This window comes from Streptomyces sp. JK94 (genome assembly GCF_053613315.1).
In genome coordinates, this window is the sequence record NZ_JBSICH010000004.1 from 28084 (window position 1) to 53061 (window position 24978).

General features: G+C 73.1%; 22 protein-coding genes. 14 read left to right on the top strand and 8 right to left on the bottom strand.

The genetic code is table 11. From position 1 onward, the window contains the following. Positions 1–214 precede the first annotated feature (214 nt). The 4 genes from ACVV2G_RS03905 (at position 215) to ACVV2G_RS03920 (ending at position 2851) form a co-directional block, all read left to right on the top strand. Entirely contained in the window at positions 215–847 is a 633-nt protein-coding gene (locus ACVV2G_RS03905) for an AIM24 family protein (RefSeq protein WP_453841149.1), read from the top strand. A 2-nt stretch (positions 848–849) separates the two neighbouring features. Beyond that, a complete protein-coding gene (locus ACVV2G_RS03910) occupies positions 850–1500 on the top strand; it encodes an AIM24 family protein (RefSeq protein WP_453841150.1) in 651 nt (216 codons plus the stop codon). Further along, positions 1497–2273, top strand: coding sequence for an AIM24 family protein (locus ACVV2G_RS03915; RefSeq protein ID WP_453841151.1), 777 nt, complete (start codon positions 1497–1499; stop codon positions 2271–2273). Before ACVV2G_RS03910 ends, ACVV2G_RS03915 begins: the two co-directional genes overlap by 4 nt. A 101-nt stretch (positions 2274–2374) precedes the next feature. Further along, on the top strand, positions 2375–2851 hold the full coding sequence (locus ACVV2G_RS03920) for a MarR family winged helix-turn-helix transcriptional regulator (RefSeq protein ID WP_453841152.1): 477 nt from the start codon (positions 2375–2377) through the stop codon (positions 2849–2851). A gap of 25 nt (positions 2852–2876) precedes the next feature. Here ACVV2G_RS03920 and ACVV2G_RS03925 read toward each other — a convergent pair whose 3' ends face one another. Together ACVV2G_RS03925 and ACVV2G_RS03930 are read right to left on the bottom strand one after the other, a co-directional pair. Further along, entirely contained in the window at positions 2877–4343 is a 1467-nt protein-coding gene (locus tag ACVV2G_RS03925; protein ID WP_453841153.1) for a sensor histidine kinase, read from the bottom strand. Further along, positions 4340–5062, bottom strand: a complete 723-nt coding sequence (locus ACVV2G_RS03930) for a response regulator transcription factor (RefSeq protein WP_453841154.1) — start codon at positions 5060–5062, stop codon at positions 4340–4342. Before ACVV2G_RS03930 ends, ACVV2G_RS03925 begins: the two co-directional genes overlap by 4 nt. A gap of 134 nt (positions 5063–5196) precedes the next feature. Between ACVV2G_RS03930 and ACVV2G_RS03935 the strand changes: the two genes are divergently transcribed. Next, on the top strand, positions 5197–5985 hold the full coding sequence (locus ACVV2G_RS03935; RefSeq protein WP_453841155.1) for a PepSY domain-containing protein: 789 nt from the start codon (positions 5197–5199) through the stop codon (positions 5983–5985). A 105-nt stretch (positions 5986–6090) separates the two neighbouring features. Here ACVV2G_RS03935 and meaB read toward each other — a convergent pair whose 3' ends face one another. Then, positions 6091–7047, bottom strand: coding sequence for a methylmalonyl Co-A mutase-associated GTPase MeaB (gene meaB, locus ACVV2G_RS03940; RefSeq protein ID WP_453841156.1), 957 nt, complete (start codon positions 7045–7047; stop codon positions 6091–6093). A 76-nt stretch (positions 7048–7123) separates the two neighbouring features. Then, the gene (locus tag ACVV2G_RS03945; RefSeq protein WP_453841157.1) at positions 7124–8329 is read right to left on the bottom strand and encodes an acetyl-CoA C-acetyltransferase; all 1206 of its coding nucleotides are present in this window, start codon (positions 8327–8329) and stop codon (positions 7124–7126) included. Between the two features lie 149 nt (positions 8330–8478). Between ACVV2G_RS03945 and mce the strand changes: the two genes are divergently transcribed. From mce to ACVV2G_RS03980, 7 genes are all read left to right on the top strand, one after another. Beyond that, positions 8479–8919 (top strand): methylmalonyl-CoA epimerase, encoded by a 441-nt coding sequence (mce, locus tag ACVV2G_RS03950; RefSeq protein WP_453841158.1) that lies wholly within the window; start codon positions 8479–8481, stop codon positions 8917–8919. A gap of 234 nt (positions 8920–9153) precedes the next feature. After that, positions 9154–13137 (top strand): polarized growth protein Scy, encoded by a 3984-nt coding sequence (gene scy / locus ACVV2G_RS03955; protein WP_453841159.1) that lies wholly within the window; start codon positions 9154–9156, stop codon positions 13135–13137. Positions 13138–13344: 207 nt separating this feature from the next. Continuing rightward, a complete protein-coding gene (locus ACVV2G_RS03960) occupies positions 13345–14280 on the top strand; it encodes a coiled-coil domain-containing protein (RefSeq protein ID WP_453841160.1) in 936 nt (311 codons plus the stop codon). Between the two features lie 106 nt (positions 14281–14386). Beyond that, a complete protein-coding gene (locus tag ACVV2G_RS03965) occupies positions 14387–15355 on the top strand; it encodes an ABC transporter ATP-binding protein (protein ID WP_453841161.1) in 969 nt (322 codons plus the stop codon). After that, positions 15352–16128, top strand: a complete 777-nt coding sequence (locus tag ACVV2G_RS03970) for an ABC transporter permease (protein WP_453841162.1) — start codon at positions 15352–15354, stop codon at positions 16126–16128. The genes ACVV2G_RS03965 and ACVV2G_RS03970 overlap by 4 nt, the downstream gene beginning before the upstream one ends. A 170-nt stretch (positions 16129–16298) precedes the next feature. Beyond that, positions 16299–17594, top strand: coding sequence for an ABC transporter ATP-binding protein (locus ACVV2G_RS03975; RefSeq protein ID WP_453841163.1), 1296 nt, complete (start codon positions 16299–16301; stop codon positions 17592–17594). Then, the gene (locus tag ACVV2G_RS03980) at positions 17591–18460 is read left to right on the top strand and encodes an ABC transporter permease (RefSeq protein ID WP_453841164.1); all 870 of its coding nucleotides are present in this window, start codon (positions 17591–17593) and stop codon (positions 18458–18460) included. The genes ACVV2G_RS03975 and ACVV2G_RS03980 overlap by 4 nt, the downstream gene beginning before the upstream one ends. 6 nt (positions 18461–18466) lie before the next feature. Here ACVV2G_RS03980 and ACVV2G_RS03985 read toward each other — a convergent pair whose 3' ends face one another. After that, complete coding sequence (locus ACVV2G_RS03985; protein ID WP_453841165.1) at positions 18467–18799, bottom strand: ATP/GTP-binding protein; 333 nt, start codon at positions 18797–18799, stop codon at positions 18467–18469. A 255-nt stretch (positions 18800–19054) separates the two neighbouring features. Here ACVV2G_RS03985 and ACVV2G_RS03990 point away from each other — a divergent pair, with 255 nt between their 5' ends. After that, a complete protein-coding gene (locus ACVV2G_RS03990) occupies positions 19055–20083 on the top strand; it encodes an LLM class flavin-dependent oxidoreductase (RefSeq protein WP_453841166.1) in 1029 nt (342 codons plus the stop codon). A 79-nt stretch (positions 20084–20162) separates the two neighbouring features. Here ACVV2G_RS03990 and ACVV2G_RS03995 read toward each other — a convergent pair whose 3' ends face one another. Then, a complete protein-coding gene (locus tag ACVV2G_RS03995) occupies positions 20163–20555 on the bottom strand; it encodes an SCO5389 family protein (RefSeq protein ID WP_055421911.1) in 393 nt (130 codons plus the stop codon). Positions 20556–20835: 280 nt separating this feature from the next. Between ACVV2G_RS03995 and nucS the strand changes: the two genes are divergently transcribed. Continuing rightward, positions 20836–21507: an endonuclease NucS gene (gene nucS / locus ACVV2G_RS04000; RefSeq protein ID WP_053137172.1), complete on the top strand. Its 672-nt coding sequence runs from the start codon at positions 20836–20838 to the stop codon at positions 21505–21507. An 80-nt stretch (positions 21508–21587) separates the two neighbouring features. On the opposite strand, the gene ACVV2G_RS04005 is transcribed toward nucS, so the two are convergent. Further along, entirely contained in the window at positions 21588–24245 is a 2658-nt protein-coding gene (locus ACVV2G_RS04005; protein ID WP_453841167.1) for an ATP-binding protein, read from the bottom strand. Between the two features lie 277 nt (positions 24246–24522). Then, the gene (locus ACVV2G_RS04010) at positions 24523–24846 is read right to left on the bottom strand and encodes an STAS domain-containing protein (protein WP_453841168.1); all 324 of its coding nucleotides are present in this window, start codon (positions 24844–24846) and stop codon (positions 24523–24525) included. Positions 24847–24978: the final 132 nt, after the last annotated feature.

Genomic DNA, 24978 nt, shown 5'->3' on the forward strand with positions numbered 1-24978 from the left:
ACCTTCGGTGGGAGAGACATCGGACAGCGACGGACTGACGGCTTGTGAACGAGCGCACAAGCGCGCGTCCATTGTGGCAAACCCCCGACGCGCCCGGGCAAGGGGGTCGGCGCGGGGGCGGTGCCACCGGTCCCCGGCGGACGGTCCGGGGGCGCCGGCGCCCGGGGGGCCTGTCGGCGGGCCCGCCCGGCGGGCTACCTTCCCATTTGTGGCGATGTTCCGACTTCAAGGCAGCAAGGTACTCGCCGTCGGCATGACCGGAGACGCCGTGAAGGCGAAGAACGGCTCCATGGTCGCGTACGACGGGGAGATGGCCTTCAGGAAACTGAGCGGCGGCGGCGAGGGCGTCCGGGGCATGGTGACCCGGCGCCTCACCGGCGAGCAGATGACGGTGATGGAGGTGAAGGGGCACGGGACCTGCTGGTTCGCGGACCGGGCGTCGGAGATCACTCTCGTGGGTCTGCGGGGCGACACGCTGTACGTCGAGTCCAGCAACTTCCTGGCGGCCGACGCCGGGCTGCGGACGGGCACCGGCTTCACGGGCGCGCGCGGCGCCTCGCAGGGCAACGGGCTGTTCACCACGACCGTGGAGGGGCACGGGCAGGTGGCGGTCATGTCGGACGGACCGGCGGTGGTGCTGCGGGTCAGCGCCCAGTACCCGCTGACGGTCGACCCGGGGGCGTACGTCGCGCACCAGGGGAACCTGCGGCAGTCCTTCCAGTCGGGTGTGACCTTCCGCACGCTGTTCGGGGAGGGCGGCGGCGAGGCCTTCCAGATCCGCTTCGAGGGCGACGGACTGGTGTACGTGCAGCCGAGCGAGCGGAACACGATCGCGGGGGACGTCTGACCATGGCCTTCCGGGAGATCAACTCCAAGATGGTGCGGGCGGCCGTCGCCCCCGGACAGCGGCTGTTCAGTCAGCGCGGGGCGATGCTCGCGTACCAGGGCGAGGTGTCCTTCACCCCCGACCTGCGGGGCGGCCAGGGCGGCGTCATGTCGATGATCGGACGCCGGGTGGCGAACGAGGACACCCCGCTGATGACGGTCGAGGGCAGCGGCACGGTGCTCTTCGGGCACGGCGGCCACCACGTCCAGGTGATCAACCTCGCCGGCGACACCCTGTACGTCGAGGCCGACCGCCTCCTCGCCTTCGAGGGCACCCTGGAGCAGGGCACGGTGTTCCTGGGCTCGCAGGGCGGGGTCATGGGCATGGTGCGCGGGCAGGTCAGCGGGCAGGGACTGTTCACGACCACCCTCAAGGGCCACGGCTCCGTGGCGGTGATGGCCCACGGGGGCGTCTTCGAGATCCCCGTCACCCCGCAGCGCCCCGTGCGGGTCGACCCGCAGGCCTACGTCGCCCACCACGGCGACGTGCGCAACAGGCTGTCCACGGCCCTGGGCTGGCGGGACATGGTGGGGCGCGGCTCCGGCGAGGCGTTCCAGCTGGAGCTCAGCGGCAGTGGCACCGTGTTCGTCCAGGCGTCGGAGGAGAAGCTGTGAGCACCGTCCACCACGACCCGGCGACACTGCCGGCCGACGACAACGTCAACGACTACACCTTCTGCGTGCAGCTCACGGGGAGCCGGTGGTTCCTGCAGAAGGGGAAGATGATCGCCTACTACGGGACGATCGATTTCAACGGGATCGGGCACGGCCGGCTGGACCGCCTGGTGCGCACTTCCTTCCATTCGCCTCTGCACGCGAGCGACTGGGTGGTGGCCGAGGGCTCGGGCAAGATGCTCCTCGCCGACCGGGCCTTCGATGTGAATTCGTACGACCTCGAAGACGGCAACCTGACCATTCGCTCGGGCAACTTGCTCGCTTTTCAGCCAAGTCTCGCTCTCAAGCAGTCGATCGTGCCGGGTTTTCTGACCCTGCTCGGAACCGGGAAGTTCGTGGCCGCGTCGAACGGCCCGGTGGTGTTCATGGAACCGCCGATCCGGGTCGACCCCCAGGCCCTGGTCGGCTGGGCCGACTGCCCGTCGCCGTGCCACCACTACGACCACGGGTACATGACCGGCCTGATGGGCGGTCTACGTGCGATGACGGGCCTCGGCGGAGCCTCCGGGGAGGAGCACCAGTTCGAGTTCGCGGGAGCGGGGACGGTGCTGCTGCAGTCGAGCGAGGCGCTGATGGCGGAGCAGGCCACGGGGGCCGCTCCGCAGCAGGCGGGGGTGCCCGGAGGCGGGGCGTCCGGCCCGCCGGGGGGCCGGTCCGGGGCACCGGGGCTTCCCGGACAGCTGGGGGACCTCCAGCGCCGCTTCGGGCTGTGAGCGGTAATCTGCGGAGTGTGACGTCGAACGCGTGCGCACCGTCACCGTCACGGAACACCCTTCACTAGTTCGCCTTTCAACATTTTAGGTAGACTTCATACATGGAGACCGAGACGGCCACCCGCTGGCTGACCGATACGGAGCAGTGTGCCTGGCGCACCCACCTGGAGGTCAACAGGCTGTTGACGCACCAGCTCGAGAAGGACCTGCAACCGTTCGGCCTGACGATGAACGACTACGAGATCCTGGTGAACCTCTCCGAGTCGGAGGGCGACAGGTTGCGGATGAGCGACCTGGCGACGGCCACGATGCAGTCCAAGAGCCGCCTCTCCCACCAGATCACCCGCATGGAGAACGCGAACCTGGTCCGCCGGGAGAACTGCGAGTCCGACCGCCGCGGGCTCTACGCCGTCCTCACCGAGCACGGCCTGGAGACGATGCGCAGGGTCGCACCGCACCACGTGGCCTCCGTCCGCAGGCACTTCATCGACCTGCTGGCCCCGGAGGCGCTGACGGAGCTGGACAAGGCGCTCAAGCCCATCGCGGAGCACCTGCGCGGGCAGCGAGGACGGTCCTGATCACCTCGCCGGGGGCCCGGCGGGCCTAGGGGCACGGCAGGCGGAGCTCGAACAGGGCGCCGCCTGCCGGTGCGTCGTGGACCGTGAGCGTGCCGCCGTGCCGCACGGCGACGTCGCGGGCGATGGCCAGCCCCAGTCCGGCCCCGCCGTCGTCGCGGCTGCGGGCGGTGTCGAGCCGTACGAAGCGTTCGAAGATCCGCTCCCGGTCGGCCGCCGGTACGCCCTCCCCGTCGTCGGCCACCGCGACCACGGCCCGGTCACCGTCCCGCCGTACGGAGACCTCCACCGCCGAGCGGGCGTGCCGCGCGGCGTTGTCGAGCAGGTTGGCCAGCACCCGCCCCAGCTGCCCCCGCGACCCGGCCACCGCCACGGCGTCCTCGCAGCGCACGCTCACCCCGGCCCGTCCCGCGGCCTCCTCCCGGGCGAGCGCCGCGAGGCCGACCCGGCCCTCGGCGGGCCGCTCCCCCGCGTCCAGCCTGGCCAGCAGCAGCAGATCGGCGGCCAGCCGCTGCAACCTGACCGTGTCCTCCACGGCACCGTCGAGGTCGAGCAGCTCCGGGTGGGCGGCCGCCACCTCCAGCTGGGTGCGCAGTGAGGCGATCGGGCTGCGCAGCTCGTGCGAGGCGTCGGCGACGAAGCTCCGCTGCCGCTCCACCGAGGTCTCCAGGGCGGCCAGCGTCTCGTTCGTGGTCGAGGCGAGCCGGGCGACCTCGTCGTGGGTGCCCGGCACCGGGACGCGGCGCGCGAGGTCCTCGCTGGCGGTGATCGCGGCCATCTCCCGGCGGATGCCCTCCACCGGGCGCAGGGCGCGCCCGGTGACCAGCCAGGTCACCCACCCGACGACCGCGAGCAGGAGGGGGAAGCCGATCAGCATGACGGTCAGCGCGGTGTCCACGGCGCCGTGTTCGGCGGACAGCGGGGCCCCGGCGTAGACGGTGAGGCCGTCCCCGGCCGGGGTCTGCACGGGTACGGCGGCGAAGCGGTAGTCCTCCGGGTCGCCGTCGATCGTCGCCGAACCGTCGCTGACGGTGGTCCGCTCGCCGATCCCACCGGCTTCGAGCGGCTCGCCCGAGTCGTCCGAGCCGTCGGGGTCGTCGTCCGAGCCGCCCCCGTCCGCCCCGTCCGCCACGTCGTCGCCGTCGTCACCGTCGCCGTCGTCGCCGGGGGCGGCCGGGGCCGGCTTCACCGCGTCGACGCCGGTGCCGCTGATCCGCTCCAGGTCCTCGCTGGCGGCCACCAGCCGGCCGTCCTCGTCGACGACCTGCACGGGCCGGTCGTCCACGTCCAGCGACAGTTCGCCGTACGGCGTCCCGACGGCCAGTTCGGCGGCGACCTCCCGCGCGGAGCGTTCCGCCTGGGTGCCGGCCTCGCCGAGCAGGTTGGAGCGCAGGGACAGCAGGACGGCGGCGCCGGCCGCGACCAGGGCGACGGCGACCACGAGGGTGGCGCCGAGCGTGGCCCGGGCCCGGACGGATCCGAGGAGCCGCCTCACCGCCCGTCCTCCAGCCGGTAGCCGGCGCCGCGCACGGTCCGGATGAGGGCCGCGTCCAGCTTGCGCCGCAGGGTGCTGACGTACACCTCGACGATGTTGGGGTCGCCCTCGTAGGCGAAGTCCCAGACGTGCTCCAGGATCTCCGCCTTGGACACGACCTGTCCGGCCCGCATCACGAGCTGCTCCAGCACGGCGAACTCCTTGGCCGTGAGGGTGACTTCCCGCTCGCCCAGGAAGACCCGGCGGGCGGCGGTGTCGACCTTCAGGTCCCCGTGGACGTGCACGGGCGGCGCTCCGGCCCCCTGTGCCCGCCGCCGCAGCAGGGCCTTCACCCGGGCGACGAGGACGACGTAGGAGAAGGGCTTGGTGAGGTAGTCGTCCGCGCCGGTGTCCAGACCCTCCGCCTCGTCGTACTCGCCGTCCTTGGCGGTGAGCATCAGGATCGGCACGTCGTGGCCGGCGGCGCGCAGGGCGGCGCAGACCCGGTAGCCGTTGAGGCCGGGCAGCATGATGTCGAGGATGACGAGGTCGTACGTGCCCTCGCCGGCCCGGTGCAGGCCCTCCCGGCCGTCGTGGACGACGTCCACGGCGTGGCCCTCGGCGGTGAGGCCCCTGGCGAGCGACACGGCCAGCCGCTTCTCGTCCTCCACGAGCAGGATGCGGTTGGGGCGGCGCGGAGCGCCTCCGGCGGGGTGGTGGGGGGCGACGGGTGGGCGCATGCGTCAAGAGTCGCAAAACCAAGCTGAAGATCCCTTCAGGCGGCTTCAGCCTGGCCTCAGCGTCGGTCCGCGACAGTGAGGGAGCCGAAAGCGAGGCAACCAGCACGACCTGGCACCACGTAGGAGGAGACCGTATGAAGCGCAACATCGTGATCGCCGCCGTCACCGCCGCCGCACTGATCGGAGGCGGTACGGCGACGGCCCTGGCGACCTCGGGGGACGACGGGCCGGGCACGGGGCGCCCCTCGGCGGACGCCCGCGCGTCGGACGACGGTGCCCGGGACGACTCCGCCGACCGGGACGACGACGGGCACGGTGCCGACGACGGGGACGGTTCACGGGACCGGGACGACGACGCCTCGCGTGTGCCCACCGCGAAGGTGACGGCGGCCGAGGCCGTCGCCGCCGCGCTGCGCGAGGCACCGGGCACCGCCGTCTCCGCCGAGCTGGACGCCGAGGACGGCGACCGTGACGGTGACGGTGACGACAGCGACGACGAGCGCGCTGCCTGGGAGGTCGACGTCCTCGCCGGTGACGGCACCTGGCGCAGCGTCCGGATCGACCCGTCCGACGGCAGGGTCCTGGGCTCGGAGACGGACGACGAGGACGACGCCGACACCGACGCCGACACCGACGAGGTACGGACCGCGCTGAAGGGCACGTCCGTGGACGCCGCCGAGGCCGCGAAGGCGGTGGCCGGCCGCGCGGCCGTGACCTCCGTGGAGTTCGACGAGGACGGCCACCGCGGTGACGGCGAGGCCGCCTGGGAGGTCGGGACCCGCGCCCTCGCCGACGGGGCCGAGCGGGACTGGCGGGTCGACCCGAGGAGCGGCAAGGTCACGGCCGACCGCTCGGACCCGTCCCCGTCGGACTCCGACGACCCGGACGACTCCGACGACTCCGACGACTCCGACGACGACTGAGCGGCACCGCCCGACCGCCCGACCGCCCGACCGGCGGTCGCGGCGGTCGCGGCGGTCGCGGCGGTCGCGGCGGTCGCGGCGGTCGCCGCAAGCACACCGGCGGCGTCAGCCGCTCGTCAGCCCCGCCACCAGTTCGTCCGCCGCGCGGTACGGGTCCAGCTCGCCCGCCACGATCCGTTCCGCCAGCGCGCCGAGACGGCGGTCGCCGTGCAGGTCGCCGATGCGTTCGCGCAGGGTGGTGACGGCGATCGTCTCGACCTCGCGCGCGGCACGGGCCCGGCGGCGTACGGCCAGCACCTCCCGTTCCTCCATCCACGCACGGTGCTTCTCCAGGGCCTCGACGACCTCGTCGACGCCCTCGCCGCGCGCGGCGACCGTCTTGACGATCGGCGGGCGCCAGTCGCCGGGGCCGCGGGCCTCACCGAGGCCCAGCATGTGGTTCAGCTCGCGCGCGGTCGCGTCCGCGCCGTCGCGGTCGGCCTTGTTGACGACGTAGACGTCGCCGATCTCCAGGATTCCGGCCTTGGCGGCCTGGATGCCGTCCCCCATGCCCGGAGCGAGGAGGACGACGGAGGTGTCGGCCTGGGAGGCGATCTCGACCTCCGACTGGCCGACGCCGACCGTCTCGACCAGGACCACGTCGCAGCCCGCCGCGTCGAGGACGCGGATCGCCTGCGGGGCGGCCCACGCGAGGCCCCCGAGGTGGCCGCGGGTCGCCATCGAGCGGATGTAGACGCCCGGGTCGGAGGCGTGCTCGGACATCCGGACGCGGTCGCCGAGCAGGGCGCCGCCCGAGAAGGGGGAGGACGGGTCGACGGCCAGGACGCCGACCCGCCTGCCCTGCTTGCGGTACGCCGTCACCAGCGCCGAGGTGGAGGTGGACTTGCCGACGCCCGGCGAGCCGGTCAGACCGACCACGTACGCCCCGCCGGTCAACGGCGCGAGCGTCTCCATGACCTCCCTGAGCTGCGGGGACGCCCCCTCCACCAGCGAGATCAGCCTGGCCACGGCCCGCGGCCGGCCTTCCCTGGCCTGGGCCACCAGTGAGGAGACGTCCTGCATCACAGCTCCGTTCAGCTCCACTCGGCCGCGTTCGGTGGGAACGCCCGGCCGCCTTCGGTGGGAAGTAGTACCGCGCTCAGGCCTTGGGCACCCGGACGATCAGCGCGTCGCCCTGACCGCCACCGCCGCACAGCGCCGCCGCGCCGACCCCGCCGCCACGCCGCTTCAGCTCCAGTGCCAGATGCAGCACGAGCCGGGCACCGGACATGCCGATGGGGTGGCCCAGGGCGATGGCACCACCGTTGACGTTCACCTTTTCGGTGGACACGCCGAGGTCCTTCATTGACTGCACGGCGACGGCGGCGAACGCCTCGTTGATCTCGATCAGGTCGAGGTCCTCGACCCCCAGGCCCTCCTTCTTCAGGGCGTGCCGGATGGCGTTGGAGGGCTGCGACTGCAAAGAGTTGTCCGGCCCGGCGACGTTGCCGTGCGCGCCGATCTCCGCGATCCACTCCAGGCCCAGCTCCTGCGCCTTGGCCTTGCTCATGACGACCACGGCCGCCGCGCCGTCGGAGATCTGCGAGGAGGAGCCGGCGGTGATCGTGCCGTCCCGGGAGAAGGCCGGGCGCAGCCTGCCGAGCGACTCGGCGGTGGTGTCGCCGCGGATGCCCTCGTCCTGGCTGAAGAGCACCGGGTCGCCCTTGCGCTGCGGGATCTCCACCGGGGTGATCTCGGCCTCGTAGACGCCGTTCTTCTGGGCGGCGGCGGCGCGCTGGTGGGAGAGGGCGGCGATCTCGTCCTGGGCGGCGCGCTCGATGCCGAGGCGGGTGTTGTGCTTCTCCGTCGACTCGCCCATCGCGATGCTCTCGAAGGCGTCGGTCAGACCGTCGTGCGCCATGGCGTCCAGCATCTGCACCGCGCCGTACTTGTAGCCCTCGCGGGACTTCGGCAGCAGGTGCGGGGCGTTGGTCATGGACTCCTGGCCGCCGGCGACGATCACGTCGAATTCACCGGCGCGAATGAGCTGGTCGGCGAGCGCGACGGCGTCGAGGCCGGAGAGGCAGACCTTGTTGACGGTGAGCGCCGGGACGTTCATGGGGATGCCGGCCTTGACGGCGGCCTGGCGGGCCGGGATCTGGCCCGCGCCGGCCTGCAGGACCTGGCCCATGATCACGTACTGGACCTGGTCGCCGCCGATCCCCGCGCGGTCGAGGGCGGCCTTGATCGCGAAGCCGCCGAGGTCGGCCCCGGAGAAGGACTTCAGCGAGCCGAGCAGCCGCCCCATCGGGGTACGGGCACCCGCGACGATGACGGAGGTCGTGCCGTTCGTTGCAGAAGACATGAGCTGCGATCCCCTTTTCCGGCCCGCACAGGCCGAGGAGTGAACGAGGGTTTACTCGAATGTACTGAGCGGTATGCCGCCCGTCACCCGGCGGTCGGTGTGATCGCGCGCACGTTGCGTAACCACCTCCGGAGCGCTGCACTGAGTCCATGCTGACGCGAATCGACCACATCGGAATCGCCTGCCGCGACCTCGACACGACCGTCGAGTTCTACCGTGCCACCTACGGCTTCGAGGTGTTCCACACCGAGGTCAACGAGGAGCAGGGCGTCCGTGAGGCCATGCTCAAGATCAACGACACGTCGGACGGCGGCGCCTCGTACCTGCAGCTGCTGGAGCCCACCCGCGAGGACTCGGCGGTCGGCAAGTGGCTCGCCAGGAACGGCGAGGGCGTCCACCACATCGCGTTCGGTACGGCGGACGTGGACGCGGACGCCGCGGACATCCGGGGCAAGGGCGTACGCGTGCTGTACGACGAGCCCCGGCGCGGTTCCATGGGGTCGCGGATCACCTTCCTGCACCCCAAGGACTGTCATGGCGTACTGACAGAACTGGTCACCTCGGCGGCCGTTGAGTCACCTGAGCACTGACTCCCGTACATAGGGGCCGGTAGGGTTGGGTGCGGTCGCCGCTCAGTCCAGGGTGACCCGGTCCTGCCGTCAGGGGTTGGCGGGACCGCCGGGGTCGTGTTTCGGGGGGCGAACGCCGGGGCAGGAGCACCTGCTCCGCCGTTGATCTGACACCATTCCCCGGGGGCCCCGTCCGGCGGACGGACGGAGCCCGTTCGGGAAGATTTGCGACCAGGGGACGGATGGGACCGCGCAGTGCGGGGCTACGAGAGCCAGGAGCGAGAGCCGGCGGCTGACGTCGACCACCTCTCTCGGTTCGAGGCCGAGATGAAGCGGCTGAAGACCGAGCGGGAAAAGGCGATCCAGCACGCCGAGGACCTCGGCTACCAGGTCGAGGTGCTGCGCGCCAAGTTGCACGAGGCGCGGCGCACCATCATGTCCCGGCCCGCCTTCGACGGCGGCGACCTCGGGTACCAGGCCGAGCAGCTGCTGCGCAACGCGCAGACGCAGGCCGACCAGCTGCGCGCGGACGCCGAGCGGGAGCTGAGCCAGGCCAGGGCGCAGACGCAGCGCATCCTCCAGGAGCACGCCGAGCAGGCGGCCCGGCTCCAGGCGGAGCTGCACCAGGAGGCGGTGACCCGGCGGCAGCAGCTCGACCAGGAGCTGGCCGAACGCCGGCAGACCGTCGAGTCGCACGTCAACGAGAACGTGGCCTGGGCCGAGCAGTTGCGGGCGCGCACCGAGCAGCAGGCCCGCCGGCTGCTCGACGAGTCCCGGGCCGAGGCCGAGCAGTCCCTGGCGGCGGCCCGCGCGGAGGCGGAGCGGCTGACGTCCGAGGCACGGCAGCGGCTGCGCAGCGAGGCGGAGAGCGCCCGCGGTGAGGCCGAGCAGATCCTGCGCCGCGCCCGCGCGGACGCCGAGCGGCTCCTGAACGCGGCCTCCACACAGGCGCAGGAGGCCACCGACCACGCCGAGCAGCTGCGCAGCTCCACCGCCAGCGAGTCGGAGTCCACCCGCCGGCAGGTCCAGGAGCTGAGCCGGGCCGCCGAGCAGCGGATGTCCGAGGCCGAGGAGGCGCTGCGCAAGGCGCAGGCCGAGGCCGAGAAGGTGGTCGCCGAGGCCAAGGAGTCCGCGGCCAAGGCCCTCGCGAGCGCCGAGGCCACCAACGAGCAGCGCACCCGCACCGCCAAGGAGCAGGTCGCCCGGCTGGTCGGTGAGGCCACCAAGGACGCCGAGTCGACCAGGACCGAGGCCGAGCAGCTGGTCGCGGACGCCCGCGCCGAGGCCGAGAAGGTCGTCGCCGAGGCCGTCGAGAAGGCCCGCGCGCTCACCGCCGAGGAGTCGGCCACCCAGCTGTCCAAGGCCGCCAGGACCGCCGAGGACGTGCTGAACAAGGCGTCGGAGGACGCCAAGCGCACCACCAGGGCCGCCACCGAGGAGGCCGAGCGGATCCGCACCGAGGCCGAGGCCGAGGCGGACCGGCTGCGCGCCGAGGCGCACGACATCGCGGAGCAGCTCAAGGGCGCGGCGAAGGACGACACCAAGGAGTACCGCGCCAAGACGGTCGAACTGCAGGAGGAGGCGCGCCGGCTGCGGGGCGAGGCCGAGCAGCTGCGCGCCGACGCCGTCGCCGAGGGCGAGAAGATCCGCGCCGAGGCCCGCAAGGAGGCCGTGGCGCAGATCGAGGAGGCGGCGAAGACCGCCGAGGAGCTGCTCGCCAAGGCCAAGGCGGACGCGGACGAGCTCCGGCAGACCGCGACGGCGGACAGCGAGAAGGTCCGCACCGAGGCCATCGAGCGGGCGACGACCCTGCGCCGGCAGGCCGAGGAGACCCTGGAGCGCACCCGCGCGGAGGCCGAGCGGCACCGCGCGGAGGCCGCCGAGCGCGCCGAGGAGCTCCAGGCGGACGCCGAGCGGGCCGCCCGCGAGCTGCGCGCGGAGACCGAGCGCGCCGTCGAGGCCCGGCAGGCCGAGGCCGCCGAGGAGCTGACGCGGCTGCAGACCGAGGCCGAGGAGCGCCGCGGCGCCGCCGAGCAGGCCCTGACCGAGGCCCGCGAGGAGGGCGAGCGGATCCGCCGCGAGGCCGCGGAGGAGAGCGAGCGGCTGCGCACGGAGGCCGCGGAACGCATCCGTGTGCTCCGGCAGCAGGCCGAGACGGAGGCCGAGCGGCTGCGCACCGAGGCCGCCGCGGACGCCTCCGCCTCCCGCGCGGAGGGCGAGGCCGTCGCCGTACGCCTCAGGTCGGAGGCGGCGAGCGAGGCGGAGCGGCTGAAGACGGAGGCGCAGGAGAGCGCCGGCCGGGTGCGGGCGGAGGCGCAGACCGCCGCCGAGCGCATCGCCGCCGAGGCCTCCGAGACGCTGGCCGCCGCCCAGGAGGAGGCCGCCCGGCGCCGCCGCGAGGCCGAGGAGACGCTCGGCTCCGCCCGGCGGGAGGCCGACCAGGAGCGGGAGCGGGCCCGCGAGCAGAGCGAGGAGCTGCTGGCCTCGGCGCGCACGCGCGTGGAGGAGGCGCAGGCCGAGGCGACCCGGCTGGTCGAGGAGGCCGACCGGCGCGCGACCGAGATGGTGTCGGCCGCCGAGCAGCACGCGCAGCAGGTACGGGAGTCCGTCGCCGGGCTGCACGAGCAGGCCCAGGAGGAGATCGCGGGGCTGCGCAGTGCCGCCGAGCACGCGGCCGAGCGCACCCGGCGCGAGGCCGAGGAGGAGGCGGACCGGGTCCGCGCCGACGCCTACGCGGAGCGGGAGCGGGCGAGCGAGGACGCCGGGCGGCTGCGGCGCGAGGCGCGGGACGAGACGGAGGCCGCCAAGGCGCTGGCCGAGCGGACGGTGGCCGAGGCCATCACGGAGGCCGACCGGATCCGTACGGACGTCTCCGAGCACGCCCAGCGGGTGCGCACGGAGGCCTCCGACGCCATCGCCGAGGCCGAGCAGGCCGCGGCGCGCACCCGGGCGGACGCCCGCGAGGACGCCAACCGCATCCGGTCCGACGCGGCGACGCAGGCGGACACCCTGATCACCGAGGCACGCTCCGAGGCGGAGCGGCTGACCACGGAGACGGCGGCCGAGAGCGACCGGATCCGCACGGAGACGGCCGCGGAGGCGGAGCGGGTCCGCACCGAGGCGGCGGCCGAGGCCGAGCGGGTGCGGACGGAGGCCCTGTCGGAGGCGGAGCGGCTCACCGCGGAGACGGTCGCCGAGGCCGACCGGGTGCGGGCCGAGGCGGGCGCCCGGGCCGAGCAGCTGGTCGCGGACGCCACCGGGGAGGCGGAGCGGCTGCGGGCCGAGGCCGCCGAGACGGTCGGCTCCGCGCAGCAGCACGCCGAGCGGATCCGCACGGAGGCCGAGCGGGTCGGGTCGGAGGCGGCGGCGGAGGCCGAGCGGGTCACCACGGCCGCCCGCGAGGAGGCCGAACGCACCCTCGACGAGGCCCGCAAGGACGCCAACAAGCGGCGCTCGGAGGCCGCCGAGCAGGTCGACACCCTGATCACGGAGACCACGGCCGAGGCCGACAAGCTGCTCACCGAGGCGCAGCAGCAGGCGCAGAAGGCCACCGCGGACGCCGAGTCGCAGGCCGACACCATGGTGGGCGCGGCCCGCTCCGAGGCGGAGCGGATCGTCTCGGAGGCGACGGTCGAGGGCAACACCCGGGTGGAGCAGGCCCGTACGGACGCGGACGAGCTGCTGGTCGGCGCCCGCCGGGACGCGACCGCCATAAGGGAGCGCGCGGAGGAGCTGCGCGAGCGCCTCACCTCCGAGATCGAGGAGCTGCACGAACGCGCCCGCCGGGAGGCCGCCGAGACGATGAAGTCGGCCGGTGACCGGTGCGACGCGCTCGTCAAGGCGGCCGAGGAGCAGCTCGCCAAGGCGGAGGCGAAGGCCAAGGAGCTGGTGTCGGAGGCCAACTCCGAGGCCGGCAAGGTGCGCATCGCCGCCGTCAAGAAGGCCGAGGGACTGCTCAAGGAGGCCGAGCAGAAGAAGGCCACGCTGGTCCGGGAGGCCGAGGAGCTGAAGGCCGAGGCGGTCCGCGAGGCCCGGCGCACGGTCGAGGAGGGCAGGCGCGAGCTGGAGGTCCTGGTGCGGCGCCGCGAGGACATCAACGCCGAGATCTCCCGGGTGCAGGACGTGCTGGAGGCCCTGGAGTCCTTCGAGGCGCCGACGGCCGGCGGCAAGGACAACGGGGTCAAGGCCGGGGCGGCGGTCGGTGCTCCACGTTCGGGTGGCAAATCGTCAGACGGGTAGCGTCCGGGACGGATTGCGTGTGTGCTGGAGACCTTTGGCTGGAGACGGTACGGATCTTTGACCAGAACTTTGGCAAGCCATCCGTGTGTCAGCCACCCAAAAGAGGTGTCATTCTCCGTATCAAACGCGCATCCGCTCGATGACACACCGCATTGGCGCCTAGGATTCCCTCTATCACCTCACCCGGTCTCTTTCGACAGGAACCCCATGAGCGACACTTCCCCCTACGGCTTCGAGCTTGTGCGGCGTGGGTACGACCGCGCTCAGGTGGACGAACGCATCTCCAAGCTCGTCTCCGACCGTGACAGCGCTCTCGCTCGCATCACCGCTCTGGAAAAGCGCATCGAGGAGCTCCACCTCGAGACCCAGAACGCCCAGGCCCAGGTCAACGACGCCGAGCCGTCGTACGCCGGGCTCGGCGCCCGGGTCGAGAAGATCCTGCGGCTCGCCGAGGAAGAGGCGAAGGACCTGCGCGAGGAGGCCCGGCGCGCGGCCGAGCAGCACCGCGAGCTGGCCGAGTCGGCGGCCCAGCAGGTGCGCAACGACGCGGAGTCCTACGCCGCGGAGCGCAAGGCCAAGGCCGAGGACGAGGGCGTCCGGATCGTCGAGAAGGCCAAGAGCGACGCCTCGCAGCTGCGTTCCGAGGCGCAGAAGGACGCGCAGTCCAAGCGCGAGGAGGCGGACGCCCTCTTCGAGGAGACCCGCGCCAAGGCCGCGCAGGCCGCCGCCGACTTCGAGACGAACCTCGCCAAGCGCCGCGAGCAGTCCGAGCGCGACCTGGCCTCCCGTCAGGCCAAGGCCGAGAAGCGTCTCGCCGAGATCGAGCACCGTGCCGAGCAGCTTCGCCTGGAGGCGGAGAAGCTGCGCACCGACGCCGAGCGCCGCGCCCGCCAGACCGTGGAGACGGCACAGCGCCAGGCCGAGGACATCGTGGCCGACGCCAACGCCAAGGCGGACCGGATCCGTTCGGAGTCGGAGCGCGAGCTCGCGGCCCTGACCAACCGCCGCGACTCCATCAACGCGCAGCTCACCAACGTGCGCGAGATGCTGGCGACCCTCACGGGCGCCGCGGTGGCCGCCGCCGGTACGCCGGCCGAGGACGAGTCGGTCTCCCGCGGGGTGCCGGCCCAGCAGTCCCGCTGACGCGGACGTCCTCGGGACGAACGGCCGCCGGACGTACGCGGAACGCGAACGAAGCCTTCTGCCACTGGGGTGGCAGAGGGCTTCGTCACGTTCTAGCGTGGGCGCCATGATCGAGCTCGAGGGGCTGACGAAGCGGTACGGCGAGAAGCTGGCGGTCAACAATCTCTCCTTCACCGTCAGACCCGGCATCATCACGGGCTTCCTCGGTCCCAACGGGGCGGGCAAGTCGACGACCATGCGGATGGTGCTGGGCCTGGACCGTCCCACCGCCGGGGACGTGCGGATCGACGGCAAGCGCTACGACCAGCTCAAGGACCCGCTGACGTACATCGGCGCGCTGCTGGAGGCCAAGGCCTGGCACGGCGGGCGCAGCGCCTACAACCACCTGCTGTGCCTGGCGCAGAGCAACGGCATCCCGGCACGCCGGGTGCGCGAGGTCCTGGACACGGTGGGGCTCTCGGCGGTCGCCCGGAAGAAGACCAAGGGGTTCTCCCTCGGCATGGGCCAGCGGCTCGGCATCGCCGGCGCGCTGCTCGGTGATCCCCGGATCCTGATGTTCGACGAGCCGGTCAACGGCCTCGACCCCGAGGGCATCCACTGGATCCGCAACCTGATGAAGACGCTGGCCTCCCAGGGCCGTACGGTCTTCGTCTCCTCCCACCTGATGAGCGAGATGGCGCTGACGGCGGACCACCTGGTGGTCATCGGCCAGGGCAGGCTGCTGGCGGACACCTCGATGGCCGAGTTCATCGCGGAGAACTCGCGCAGCTACGTCCGGATCCGCACTCCGCAGCGCGAGCGGCTGCTCGACGTCCTGCACGGCGAGGGCATCACGGTCGTCGAGGCCGGTGCCGAGGTCCTCGAGGTGGACGGCGACAAGGCGGCGGCCATCGGCGAGCTGGCGGCACGGCACCAGCTCGTGCTGCACGAGCTGAGCCCGCAGCGGGCCTCGCTGGAGGAGGCGTTCATGCAACTGACCGCGGAGTCGGTGGAGTACCACGCGCACGACGGGCAGCCGCCCGCCCCGGCGCCGCAGCAACAGCAGCAGTGGGGCAGCGACTGGAGGAAGGGATGAGCATGGCGGCGGCACAGGTCGTCCGGTCCGAGTGGACCAAGATCCGGTCGGTCGCGTCCACGGTGTGGACGCTGGGCCTCGCCGTGGTCGTCACCATCGCCCTCGGCATGCTGATCGCGGCGCTGTCGAAGAGCGAGTTCGACAACCTGAGCGAGGAGGAGCAGCTCACCTTCGACCCCACCTTCCTCAGCTTCGCCGGGACGAGCCTCGGTCAGCTCGCGATGATCGTGTTCGGGGTGCTGGTCGTGGCGAACGAGTACAGCTCGGGCATGATCCGCACCTCGCTGGCCGCCGTGCCCCGGCGCGGCACCTTCCTGTTCAGCAAGATCGCGGTGGCCACCGCCCTCGCGCTGATCGTGAGCATGATCACCAGCTTCGCCACCTTCTTCCTCGGACAGGCGATGCTCGGCGACCTCAAGGCGTCGATCGGCGATCCGGGCGTGCTGCGCGCGGTCATCGGCGGCGGGCTCTACATGACCCTCATCGCGCTGTTCTCGATGGGCGTCGCCGCGATGCTGCGCTCGCCGATGCTGTCGCTGGGCATCCTGATGCCGTTCTTCTTCCTGATCTCCAACATCCTGGGCAACGTCCCCGCGACGGAGAAGGTCGGCCGCTTCCTGCCCGACCAGGCCGGCAGCAAGATCATGCAGGTCGTGGCGCCGATCGACGACGACGTGCCGTACGGCCCGTGGGGCGGCCTCGGGATCATGGCCCTGTGGGTGGTCGCCGCCCTCGTCGGCGGCTACCTGGTGCTGAAGCGGCGGGACGCCTAGGAGGAGGAAGCCCGGGGATCGGGGGGAAGGAGGAGGCGGACGCCCGGACGGTTTCGAACGGCACCGGATTTTGCCCCGGCTTGAACGGAACCGTCAGAGCCTCGCTATCCTCCTAACCCTTACGGGGGCGTGTGCCCTGCTGTCCCTGAACCTTTCGATGGGTGCGGAGCATGATCGAGGCTGTCGGCCTGACCAAGCGCTACGGCGACAAGACCGCTGTGTACAACCTCTCCTTCCAGGTGCGGCCCGGAGCCGTCACCGGCTTCCTCGGCCCCAACGGGTCGGGCAAGTCGACGACGATGCGCATGATCCTCGGCCTGGACAACCCCACGTCGGGGCACGTGACGATCGGCGGCCACCCGTACCGCAAGCTGCCCAACGCCCCCCGCCAGGTCGGTGCGCTGCTCGACGCCAAGGCGGTGCACGGCGGCCGCTCCGCCCGCAACCACCTGCTGAGCCTGGCCCAGCTCTCGGGCATCCCGGCCCGCCGCGTGGACGAGGTGCTCGGCGTGGTGGGCCTCCAGGACGTCGCCAAGCGGCGCTCCAAGGGCTTCTCCCTCGGCATGGGCCAGCGGCTCGGCATCGCCGCGGCCCTGCTCGGCGACCCTCAGGTACTGCTGTTCGACGAGCCGGTCAACGGCCTCGACCCCGAGGGCATCCACTGGGTCCGCAACCTGATGAAGGCGCTCGCGGCGGAGGGCCGTACCGTCTTCGTCTCCTCGCACCTGATGAGCGAGATGGCGCTCACCGCCGACCACCTGATCGTCATCGGGCGCGGTCAGCTGCTCTCCGACATGAGCGTGAAGGACTTCATCTCGGCCAACTCGGCCGACTTCGCCCGCGTGCGGACCCCGGACACCGAGCCGCAGCTGCGCGAGAAGCTGACCTCCGCGCTGACCGAGGCGGGCGGGCACGTGCTGCCCGAACCGGACGGCGCGCTGCGGGTCACCGGGCTGGCGCTGCCGCGGATCAGCGACATCGCGCACGACGGTGACGTACGGCTGTGGGAGCTGTCGCCGCACCAGGCCTCACTGGAGGAGGCGTACATGCGGATGACGCAGGGCGCCGTCGACTACCGGTCGACCGCCGACCAGAAGGCCGGGCTCCAGCAGCCGCTGCCGCCCGGCGTCCAGCCGCCGATGCCGATGCCGGTGCCCGGGCAGGGCCAGCACGGCTGGTACGCCCCGCCGCCGCCCCAGCAGGGGTCGCAGCCCTTCGCCGCGCCGCAGGGCGCGCCGGGCCGGGCCCCGGCGGGGCCCTACGGCGCTCCGGTCGCGCCCGGCGGTGCCCCGGGCGGGCCGACCGCCAATCCGTACGCGGCGCAGCAGGCCCCGCAGGCGCCCGCTCCGGCCGCCGCCCCGCCGGCCCCCGCCGCCCCGGCCCCCGTGTCGCCGGGCGCCGCACCCTCCCCCTCGCCCGCTCCCGCGCCCGTCACCGACCCGACCAAGCCCGAGGACGCCCGATGAGCACGCCCCAGCCCCCGATGCCGCAGGCCGCACCCGAGTGGCAGGCGGCGGCCGGTTCGCCGTACCCGGCCTACGCGTCGCCGATCCCGGTGGTGCGCACGCACCTCGCGCACGCGATCGCCTGCGAGTGGACGAAGATCCGGTCGGTGCGCTCGACGATGTGGACGTTGGGCGTGTTCGTCTTCCTGGTCGTCGGCATCGGCCTGCTGACCGGGTTCGTGGTCGCCTCCTCCTCACCGGACCAGACCGGCGACACGGCGCTGAGCCTCGGCTTCTTCGGCCTGCTCCTGGGCAGCATGTGCGTCATCACGCTCGGTGTGCTGACCACCGCGTCCGAGTACGGCACCGGCATGGTCCGCACCACGATGGTCGCCTGCCCCAACCGCGGCCGGGTGCTCGCCGCGAAGGCCATCGTGTTCTTCCTGGTGGCCTTCGCCGTGACGCTGGTGTCCGCCACCCTCGTGGCCCTGGTGCAGGTGGCGCTGCTGGAGGACAGCGGCGTCCGCGCGCCCGAGGGCGGGGAGTGGCTGAAGGCCACCGTCGGCGTGTCGCTCTACCTCGCGCTGCTCGGGCTGCTCTCCCTCGCCGTGGGCTCGGTCATCCGGCACTCGGCGGGCGCCATCACCATCATGATCGGGGCCGTGCTCGCCCCCCTGGTGGTGGCGCTGTTCATGTTCTCGTCGTCCCTGGAGAGCGTGCAGCAGGCGCTGTTCGAGTACTCGATCCCGAACCAGCTCAGCATCTTCTACGCCAACGGCCTCACCGACTCCGGCCCGTCCGGCTGGGACCCGCTGTGGATCATGCTCGGCGTGACGGCGGCCGTGTTCGCCGGCGCCTTCGCCCTGCTGGAGAAGCGGGACGTGTAGGAGGGCTCAGAACCTCGGCGCGTTCCGGGACCGCTGCACCCGCGTGGTGCGGCGGTCCTTCGCGTTCCAGCACGACGTGTGCCAGTGCCGGCGCTCGTCGACGCCCGAGTGCGCCGGCCAGGCCACCACGTGCGGGACCCCGTCCGGGATCAGCTGGTCGCAGCCGGGGCAGCGGTACGCCTTCCCCTGCGCGCTCGAACCCGCGACGTGCCGTACGCTCCAGTCCTCGCCCCGCCAGCTCTCCGCCGACTGCCAGCCGCCGTAGCGGCGGGGGCCGTCGTCCTCGGCGCTCCGGCCGAGCGAGCCGGCGCCCTTGGGGCGGTTGCGACGCGGGGACACGGGACACCTCACGGAGCTGTACGGGGAGTACGGGCGGCGTCCAGCCTACGCGGCACGGGCCGGGGTACGCGTACGGCACCGGCCACCACAACTTCCCCGCGCGGGCTCCTCCGAGGCCCGGTCCACCCCCTACACGACGGCTGATTCTGCAGACAATCCGCAAATCCCTCCGCCCCGACCGTGACCTCGGCACGTGTCAGGCGGTTATGCCCTGCGGGGGAGCTCCGGGTCGGAGCCGAGGAAGCAGGAAAAGCGATGCGCGTTGGAACGTTCGTGTTGGGTGCCCAGTTCCCGGGTCAGGGCCCCGGGGAGGCGCTGCACCGCGCGGTCCGCTCGGCCGAGGTCGCCGAGGAGGCGGGACTCGACACGGTCTGGCTGGCCGAGCACCACTTCGTGCCGTACGGCACCTGTCCGTCGGCCGTCACGCTGGCCGCGCTGCTGCTGGGCCGCACCCGGCGCATCCGGGTCGGCACCGCGGTCAGCGTGCTGCCCACCGTCCACCCCGTCGCCCTGGGCGAGCAGGCCGCGCTGCTGCACGTCACCAGTGGCGGCCGGTTCTCACTGGGGGTGGGCCGGGGCGGCCCGTGGGTGGACCTGGAGGTGTTCGGCACGGGCCTGGAGGCGTACGAGACGGGCTTCCCGGACTCGCTCGACCTGCTGCTGCGCTGGCTGCGCGACCCGGCCGTCGGTGCCTCGGGGGACCGTTTCCGGTTCCGCGAGGTACCCGTCGTCCCGCGCCCCTCGGAGTCCCTCTCGGAGACCCCGGGCCCCGAGGTGGTCGTCGCCTGCACGTCCCCGGCGAGTGTGCGCCTGGCGGCCGGACGGGGGCTGCCGATGCTGCTCGGGATGCACGTCGGGGACGAGGAGAAGGCCGAGATGGTCGCCCTGTGGCGGCGGCACGCCCGCGCGGCCGGCCGCCCGGCGGCGGAGATCCACGGCGCGGCCCACGTCTCGGCCGGCGTGTGCCAGATCGCGGACCGGCGTACGGACGCGGCGGAGACGCTGCTCAAGGCCATGCCGGGCTGGCTCAGGCAGGGCCTGGGCGCCCACGTCACGGTGGACGGCCGTGCCCGGCGGATGCGCGACCCGCACGCGTACACCGAACTGCTCTGCGGACTGCACCCGGTCGGCCCGCCCCGGCTGTGCGCCGACCGGCTCGCGGCGACCGGTGAGCGCACCGGGATCGACCGCTTCGCCCTGCTCGTCGAGGGCTCCGGGGACCTCGCGACGACCGAGGAGAACGTGCGACGGCTCGGGACCGAGGTGCTCCCCCAGCTCCGCTGAGGGGACCGACGGGCTTGCCACCCCGGTACGGACACGGATGAACCTCCGCGTACGGAGCGGCAAGCGGACCACCGGCGCGTCAGCAGTCGCGGAACTCGGGCGACTGGTTCAGCACCTGGCTGCGTACCGAGGTGAATCGGGTCAGCTTCTCGTCGACGGAGGAGTCCAACGGGAACACCGCCACCCGGTGGCAGTTCTGGAAGGCCAGCCGCACCCCGAAGTGCCGCTGCAGTGCACCGCGTATGGCGTCACTCGCGAGAGCGCGCAGCAGCTGACCACGCGCCTGCTCGTCCGGCGGGGGCGTCTGGTTGTCGGCGAACGCTCCGCCGTCGACCTTCAGCTGTGCCACCAGACTGCTGACCATCTCCCATGCGTAAGGCAGGGAAGTCCGGACGCAGTCGACGAAAGCTGCTTCGTCGACCTCGCCTCGCTCGGCCTGTTCGAGTAGGGCCGGTGAGACGTCGAGCGACATGGGTTCTCCTCTCGCACCCCCGAAGGACAGGGGTTGCCGGACAGTGAAGGGAGTGCGCGATATCGAACACGCTGAGTACACACGTCGCGACCTCCCGTTCAATACCGTAAGCACCCGATCGTGACGGCACCAGGAGAATGCCCAGATGCGGACCATCCGACAGGCCCACAATCGGCCAGTGCGCAAGACGGGGCCAAAGGGAGAAGTGGGACGGCTCGCACGGCCTGCCCGGCACGGGCGAATCGCGTGGGGCCCGGCACGTCGAGTAGCGTTGCCGACCATGCGTCTCGTCATTGCCCGCTGCTCCGTCGACTACGCCGGGCGGCTCACCGCCCATCTCCCCTCGGCTCCCCGCCTGATCCTGGTCAAGGCGGACGGCAGCGTCTCGATCCACGCCGACGACCGGGCCTACAAGCCCCTCAACTGGATGTCGCCGCCCTGCACGCTGAAGGAGGGCACGGGCGAGGAAGAGGGCGTCTGGACCGTCGTCAACAAGGCGGGCGAGAAGCTCATCATCACGATGGAGGAGATCCTCCACGACTCCTCGCACGAACTGGGCGTCGACCCCGGCCTGATCAAGGACGGCGTGGAAGCGCACCTCCAGGAGCTGCTCGCCGACCGCATCGAGACCCTCGGCGAGGGCTACACCCTCATCCGCCGCGAGTACATGACCGCCATCGGCCCCGTCGACATCCTGTGCCGGGACGCCGAGGGCCGGACCGTCGCGGTGGAGATCAAGCGCCGCGGCGAGATCGACGGCGTGGAGCAACTCACCCGCTACCTGGAGCTGTTGAACCGCGATCCGCACCTCGCCCCGGTGCGCGGCGTCTTCGCCGCCCAGGAGATCAAGCCGCAGGCCCGGGTACTCGCCACGGACCGCGGGATCGGCTGCCAGGTGCTGGACTACAACGCCATGCGGGGCATCGAGGACGACAAGCTGCGGCTGTTCTGAGCCGGCGCCGCGACGCCGGACGAGAGGGCCGGGTCCGTACGGCGGGCCCGGCCCTCCGGTGTGCCCGCGCCGCCCCCGCCTCAGATGATCCGGCCCGCCGCCGGACCGCCGGACACTCCCGGGCCGCCGGTCGCGGTGCTGCTCCGCGAGGCCGTCGAGGGACTGTCGACGGGTGAACTGGCGGTGGTCGGGGGCGCTTCGGGACCGCTGGCGCTGTTGGACGTCTCCGGCGTCGACGGCGGCGGGGGCGTGCTCGTGTCGGTGGGCGCGGGCGTCGTGGGCTGTTCGGTCTCCGTGGGCGTCCCGGAATCGGTCGGCCCGGTGTCCGAGGGCTCGGGCGACGTCGGCCGCGTCGACGACGAGGAGGAGGACGGCGTGCTCGACTCGTCCGGTGAGCCCGGGTCGTCCGGGCTCCCGCTGTCCTCCGGGCCGCCGGTGCCGCTCGGGCTGCTCGCGGTGTCCGACGGCCGTGCCGACGCGCTCGGCGCCGGGTCGTCCGAAGTACCGGGGGTGCCGTCCGGGCCGGGGTCGGCCGGGCGGCCGGTGTCGCCCGCCTTCACCTCGTCGTCCGCCGGCCGGTCCGCGCCCAGGCTGCCGTCCTCGACGCCCTGACTGGCCGACGGGTTGACGCCGACCCGGTCGGAGGGGTCGCCGGCGTCGTTCTCGGAGGTGGCGCCGAGGGTCACCACCGTGCCGAGCACGGCGACGAGCAGTGCGCCCGCACCGGCGGCCACGAGGTTGCGCCGTGCGAAGCCCTTGATGCCGCCGCCCGTCCTGAGGGAGGGCGCCGTGGCCGGTCCCCGGCCGGCGACCAGGGTCGGGGGCGGCTGGAGCGACGGGAAGGGCTCGGGTGCGCCCGCGGACGGCGACGCCGACTCCTCGTTCCGGGCGTCGGGCACCTCCTCCCCCGCGGCCGGACCGAGGCCGAGTGCCGCGACGCCGAGCCCGGCACCGGCTCCCGCGGCACCGGCTCCCGCGGCGCCGAACACCCCCGCGCCGCCCATCCCCGGGGTGTCCCCGGTCCGGTCGGCGACCAGGGCGAGGGCCCGGCGGCCCGCGACGGCGCCCCGCTTGTCGGACAGGGCTCCGCGCAGCCCGATGGAGGCCTCCAGTTCGGCGCGGGCCCGGTCGAGCTGTCCCCCGCACAGCGCGAGGACACCCAGCTCGTGGTGGAAGTAGGCCTGTTCGGCGACGTCACCGGCGAGCCGGGAGGCCTCGGTGCCCGAGCGCAGCGCCCGCTCCCAGGCGCTCCAGTGCAGCCCGGCGGCGAACGCGGGTGCCGAGACGCGGGCCAGCCGGACGGCGGGGCTCTCCTCGCCGTCGTCCTCGGGCGGGGCGGTCGTCGGCAGCAGCAGCACGGCGAGGGCGGCCAGGACCGCGTCGGCCTCGGCGCAGACCCGCTCCGGGGTGACCGAGGGGTGCCCGGACCACCAGGCGTAGTGCCGGGCGGCGGACAGTGCCCGCTCCCGTACGTCGTCGGCGTACCCGGCGCTCTCCAGCTGGGTCAGCACCCCGGCGGCGAGCCGGTAGCGGGAGCCGACCGGCGAGACCAGTCCGCAGTCGGCCAGCTCGCCGAGGGCGGCGTCCGCGTGGGTGTCGCCGACCAGCGCGGGCAGGTGCGCCTGGTGCGGCACCTCGCCGCCGAGCGCGACGGCGAACTCCAGGGTGGTGCGGGCGGAGGCGCTCAGCCGGGAGGCGAGCAGCGGCGCGGGGGCGGCGGCCTCACCGAGGGACGGCAGGGGCACGTCGTCGCTCTCGGCGGCTTCGTGGGGCGCGTCGTCGGCGGGGCGGGCGTCGGCGAAGACGCCGAACTCGTCGACGGCGTCCTCGCCGGCCCGCTGCCGGTCGCGCCGGCGCAGCAGGGCACCGGCCTGGACGAAGCGCAGCGGCAGGCCCTCGGACTCGAACCAGAGGTCGCCGGCCCAGTTGGCCTCCTCCTCGGTGAGGGCCCGGCCGGCGGCGCGCTCCAGCAGTTCGACGCCGTCCGAGCGGTCCAGGCCGGTCAGGAAGACCTCCTCCACGGCCGAGTCGGCGGAGGGGGCGGGCACGTCCGGGGTCGCGCCGATGAGGAAGGCGCACTCGGGGGTGGCGTCCAGCAGCTCGTCGAGGGCGGTGCCGCCGAACTCGGCGTCGTCCAGGACGACGACCGCGCCGACCTCCCCGAGGCGGGCGAGCAGTTCCTCGCGGTCCGGGCGGTACCGGGGCGCGCGGTGGACGGCGTGGAAGAGGTCGTGCAGGAGGTCGTCGGCCGTGCGGCGGAAGCCGCTGAGCCGGACGACACCGTCGGGTGCGAGGCCCGCACAGTCCTCGGCGACGAGGTCGAGGAGGCTGGTGCGGCCGGAGCCGGCGGGACCGGTGAGGCGGACGGAACGGCCGCGGGTGAGCAGTCTCACCAGGCGTTCGCGTTCGTCGTCGCGGGCCAGCAGTCCCGGCACGGTGCGGGTCGGTCCCGGCGGCACGGGCGGCTGGGCGGCGCGGCCCGCCTCGGCGCGTTCGGCCGCGGTGAGCTTCTCGGGCCGGGCGGGCCGTTCGACGGGCGGGCAGACCTCTATCTCGCTGCCGTCGACCGGGTTGACGGTGAGCAGGAAGTCGCCGGAGACGAGCTGCGCCGTGCGGGCGCGCGCGGGCGTGTGCTGTCCGAAGTCGGGTGTGAGGGAATCCCGGGCCGGGCGTGGGCGCGGCGCCTCGTGCTCGCCGTCCTGGCCGTACTCCTCGGGTTCCCGGTTGTTCGGGTCCATAGGTTCAAGCCCCCCAAAAGCGTCGTGTGCCGGGCCCCGGTCGGGACCGCCCCTCCCGGCCTTGCCGCACACCGCGCTGTCGCTTCTGGTCCGGGCCCGCCAGTGGGTTTGCGAAGTGGCGGGCAGCCAGACCCTAAACCTTCGCTCAGTATCTCCGACAGTCCGGGGTGCCGACCCGTCCGAGACGTCACGGTCTCGTGAGGATTGCGTGCGTCGGGTGTTTCGCCGGGCGGTGTACGGGTCCCCCCGGAGCGCCGGGCCACACCGGACCGCGGCGTCACACCCTGGGCAGGGTCTCCACGCCGATGCCGCCCTCGACGGCCAGGATGCGGTGCAGCCGGGTGGCCACCAGCAGGCGCTGCATCTGCGGTGGGACGCCGCGCAGCACCAGTCGCCGGCCGCAGCGGCCGGCCCGTCGGTGGGCTCCCATGATCACGCCGAGTCCGGTGGCGTCCCAGGAGTCCAGTTCGGACAGGTCCAGCACCAGGTCACCGACTCCGTCGTCGACCGCCGAGTGCAGGACCGTACGGGCGTCCGCCGCGCTGCGGACGTCGAGGCGGCCCCCGACGACCAGCTCGACGTGGTCGCCCCTGATGTGCATATGCGCTCCCCGGCGTGCGTCTTCGTCGTCTCTTCGATGCTTCGCTGTGATCCCTCGGCGGTATCAGGTGTTGCAACCTCTGACGGGCCGAAACGACCGGAGGTTGCCGCCTGTGAGCGAACCGATACCGAA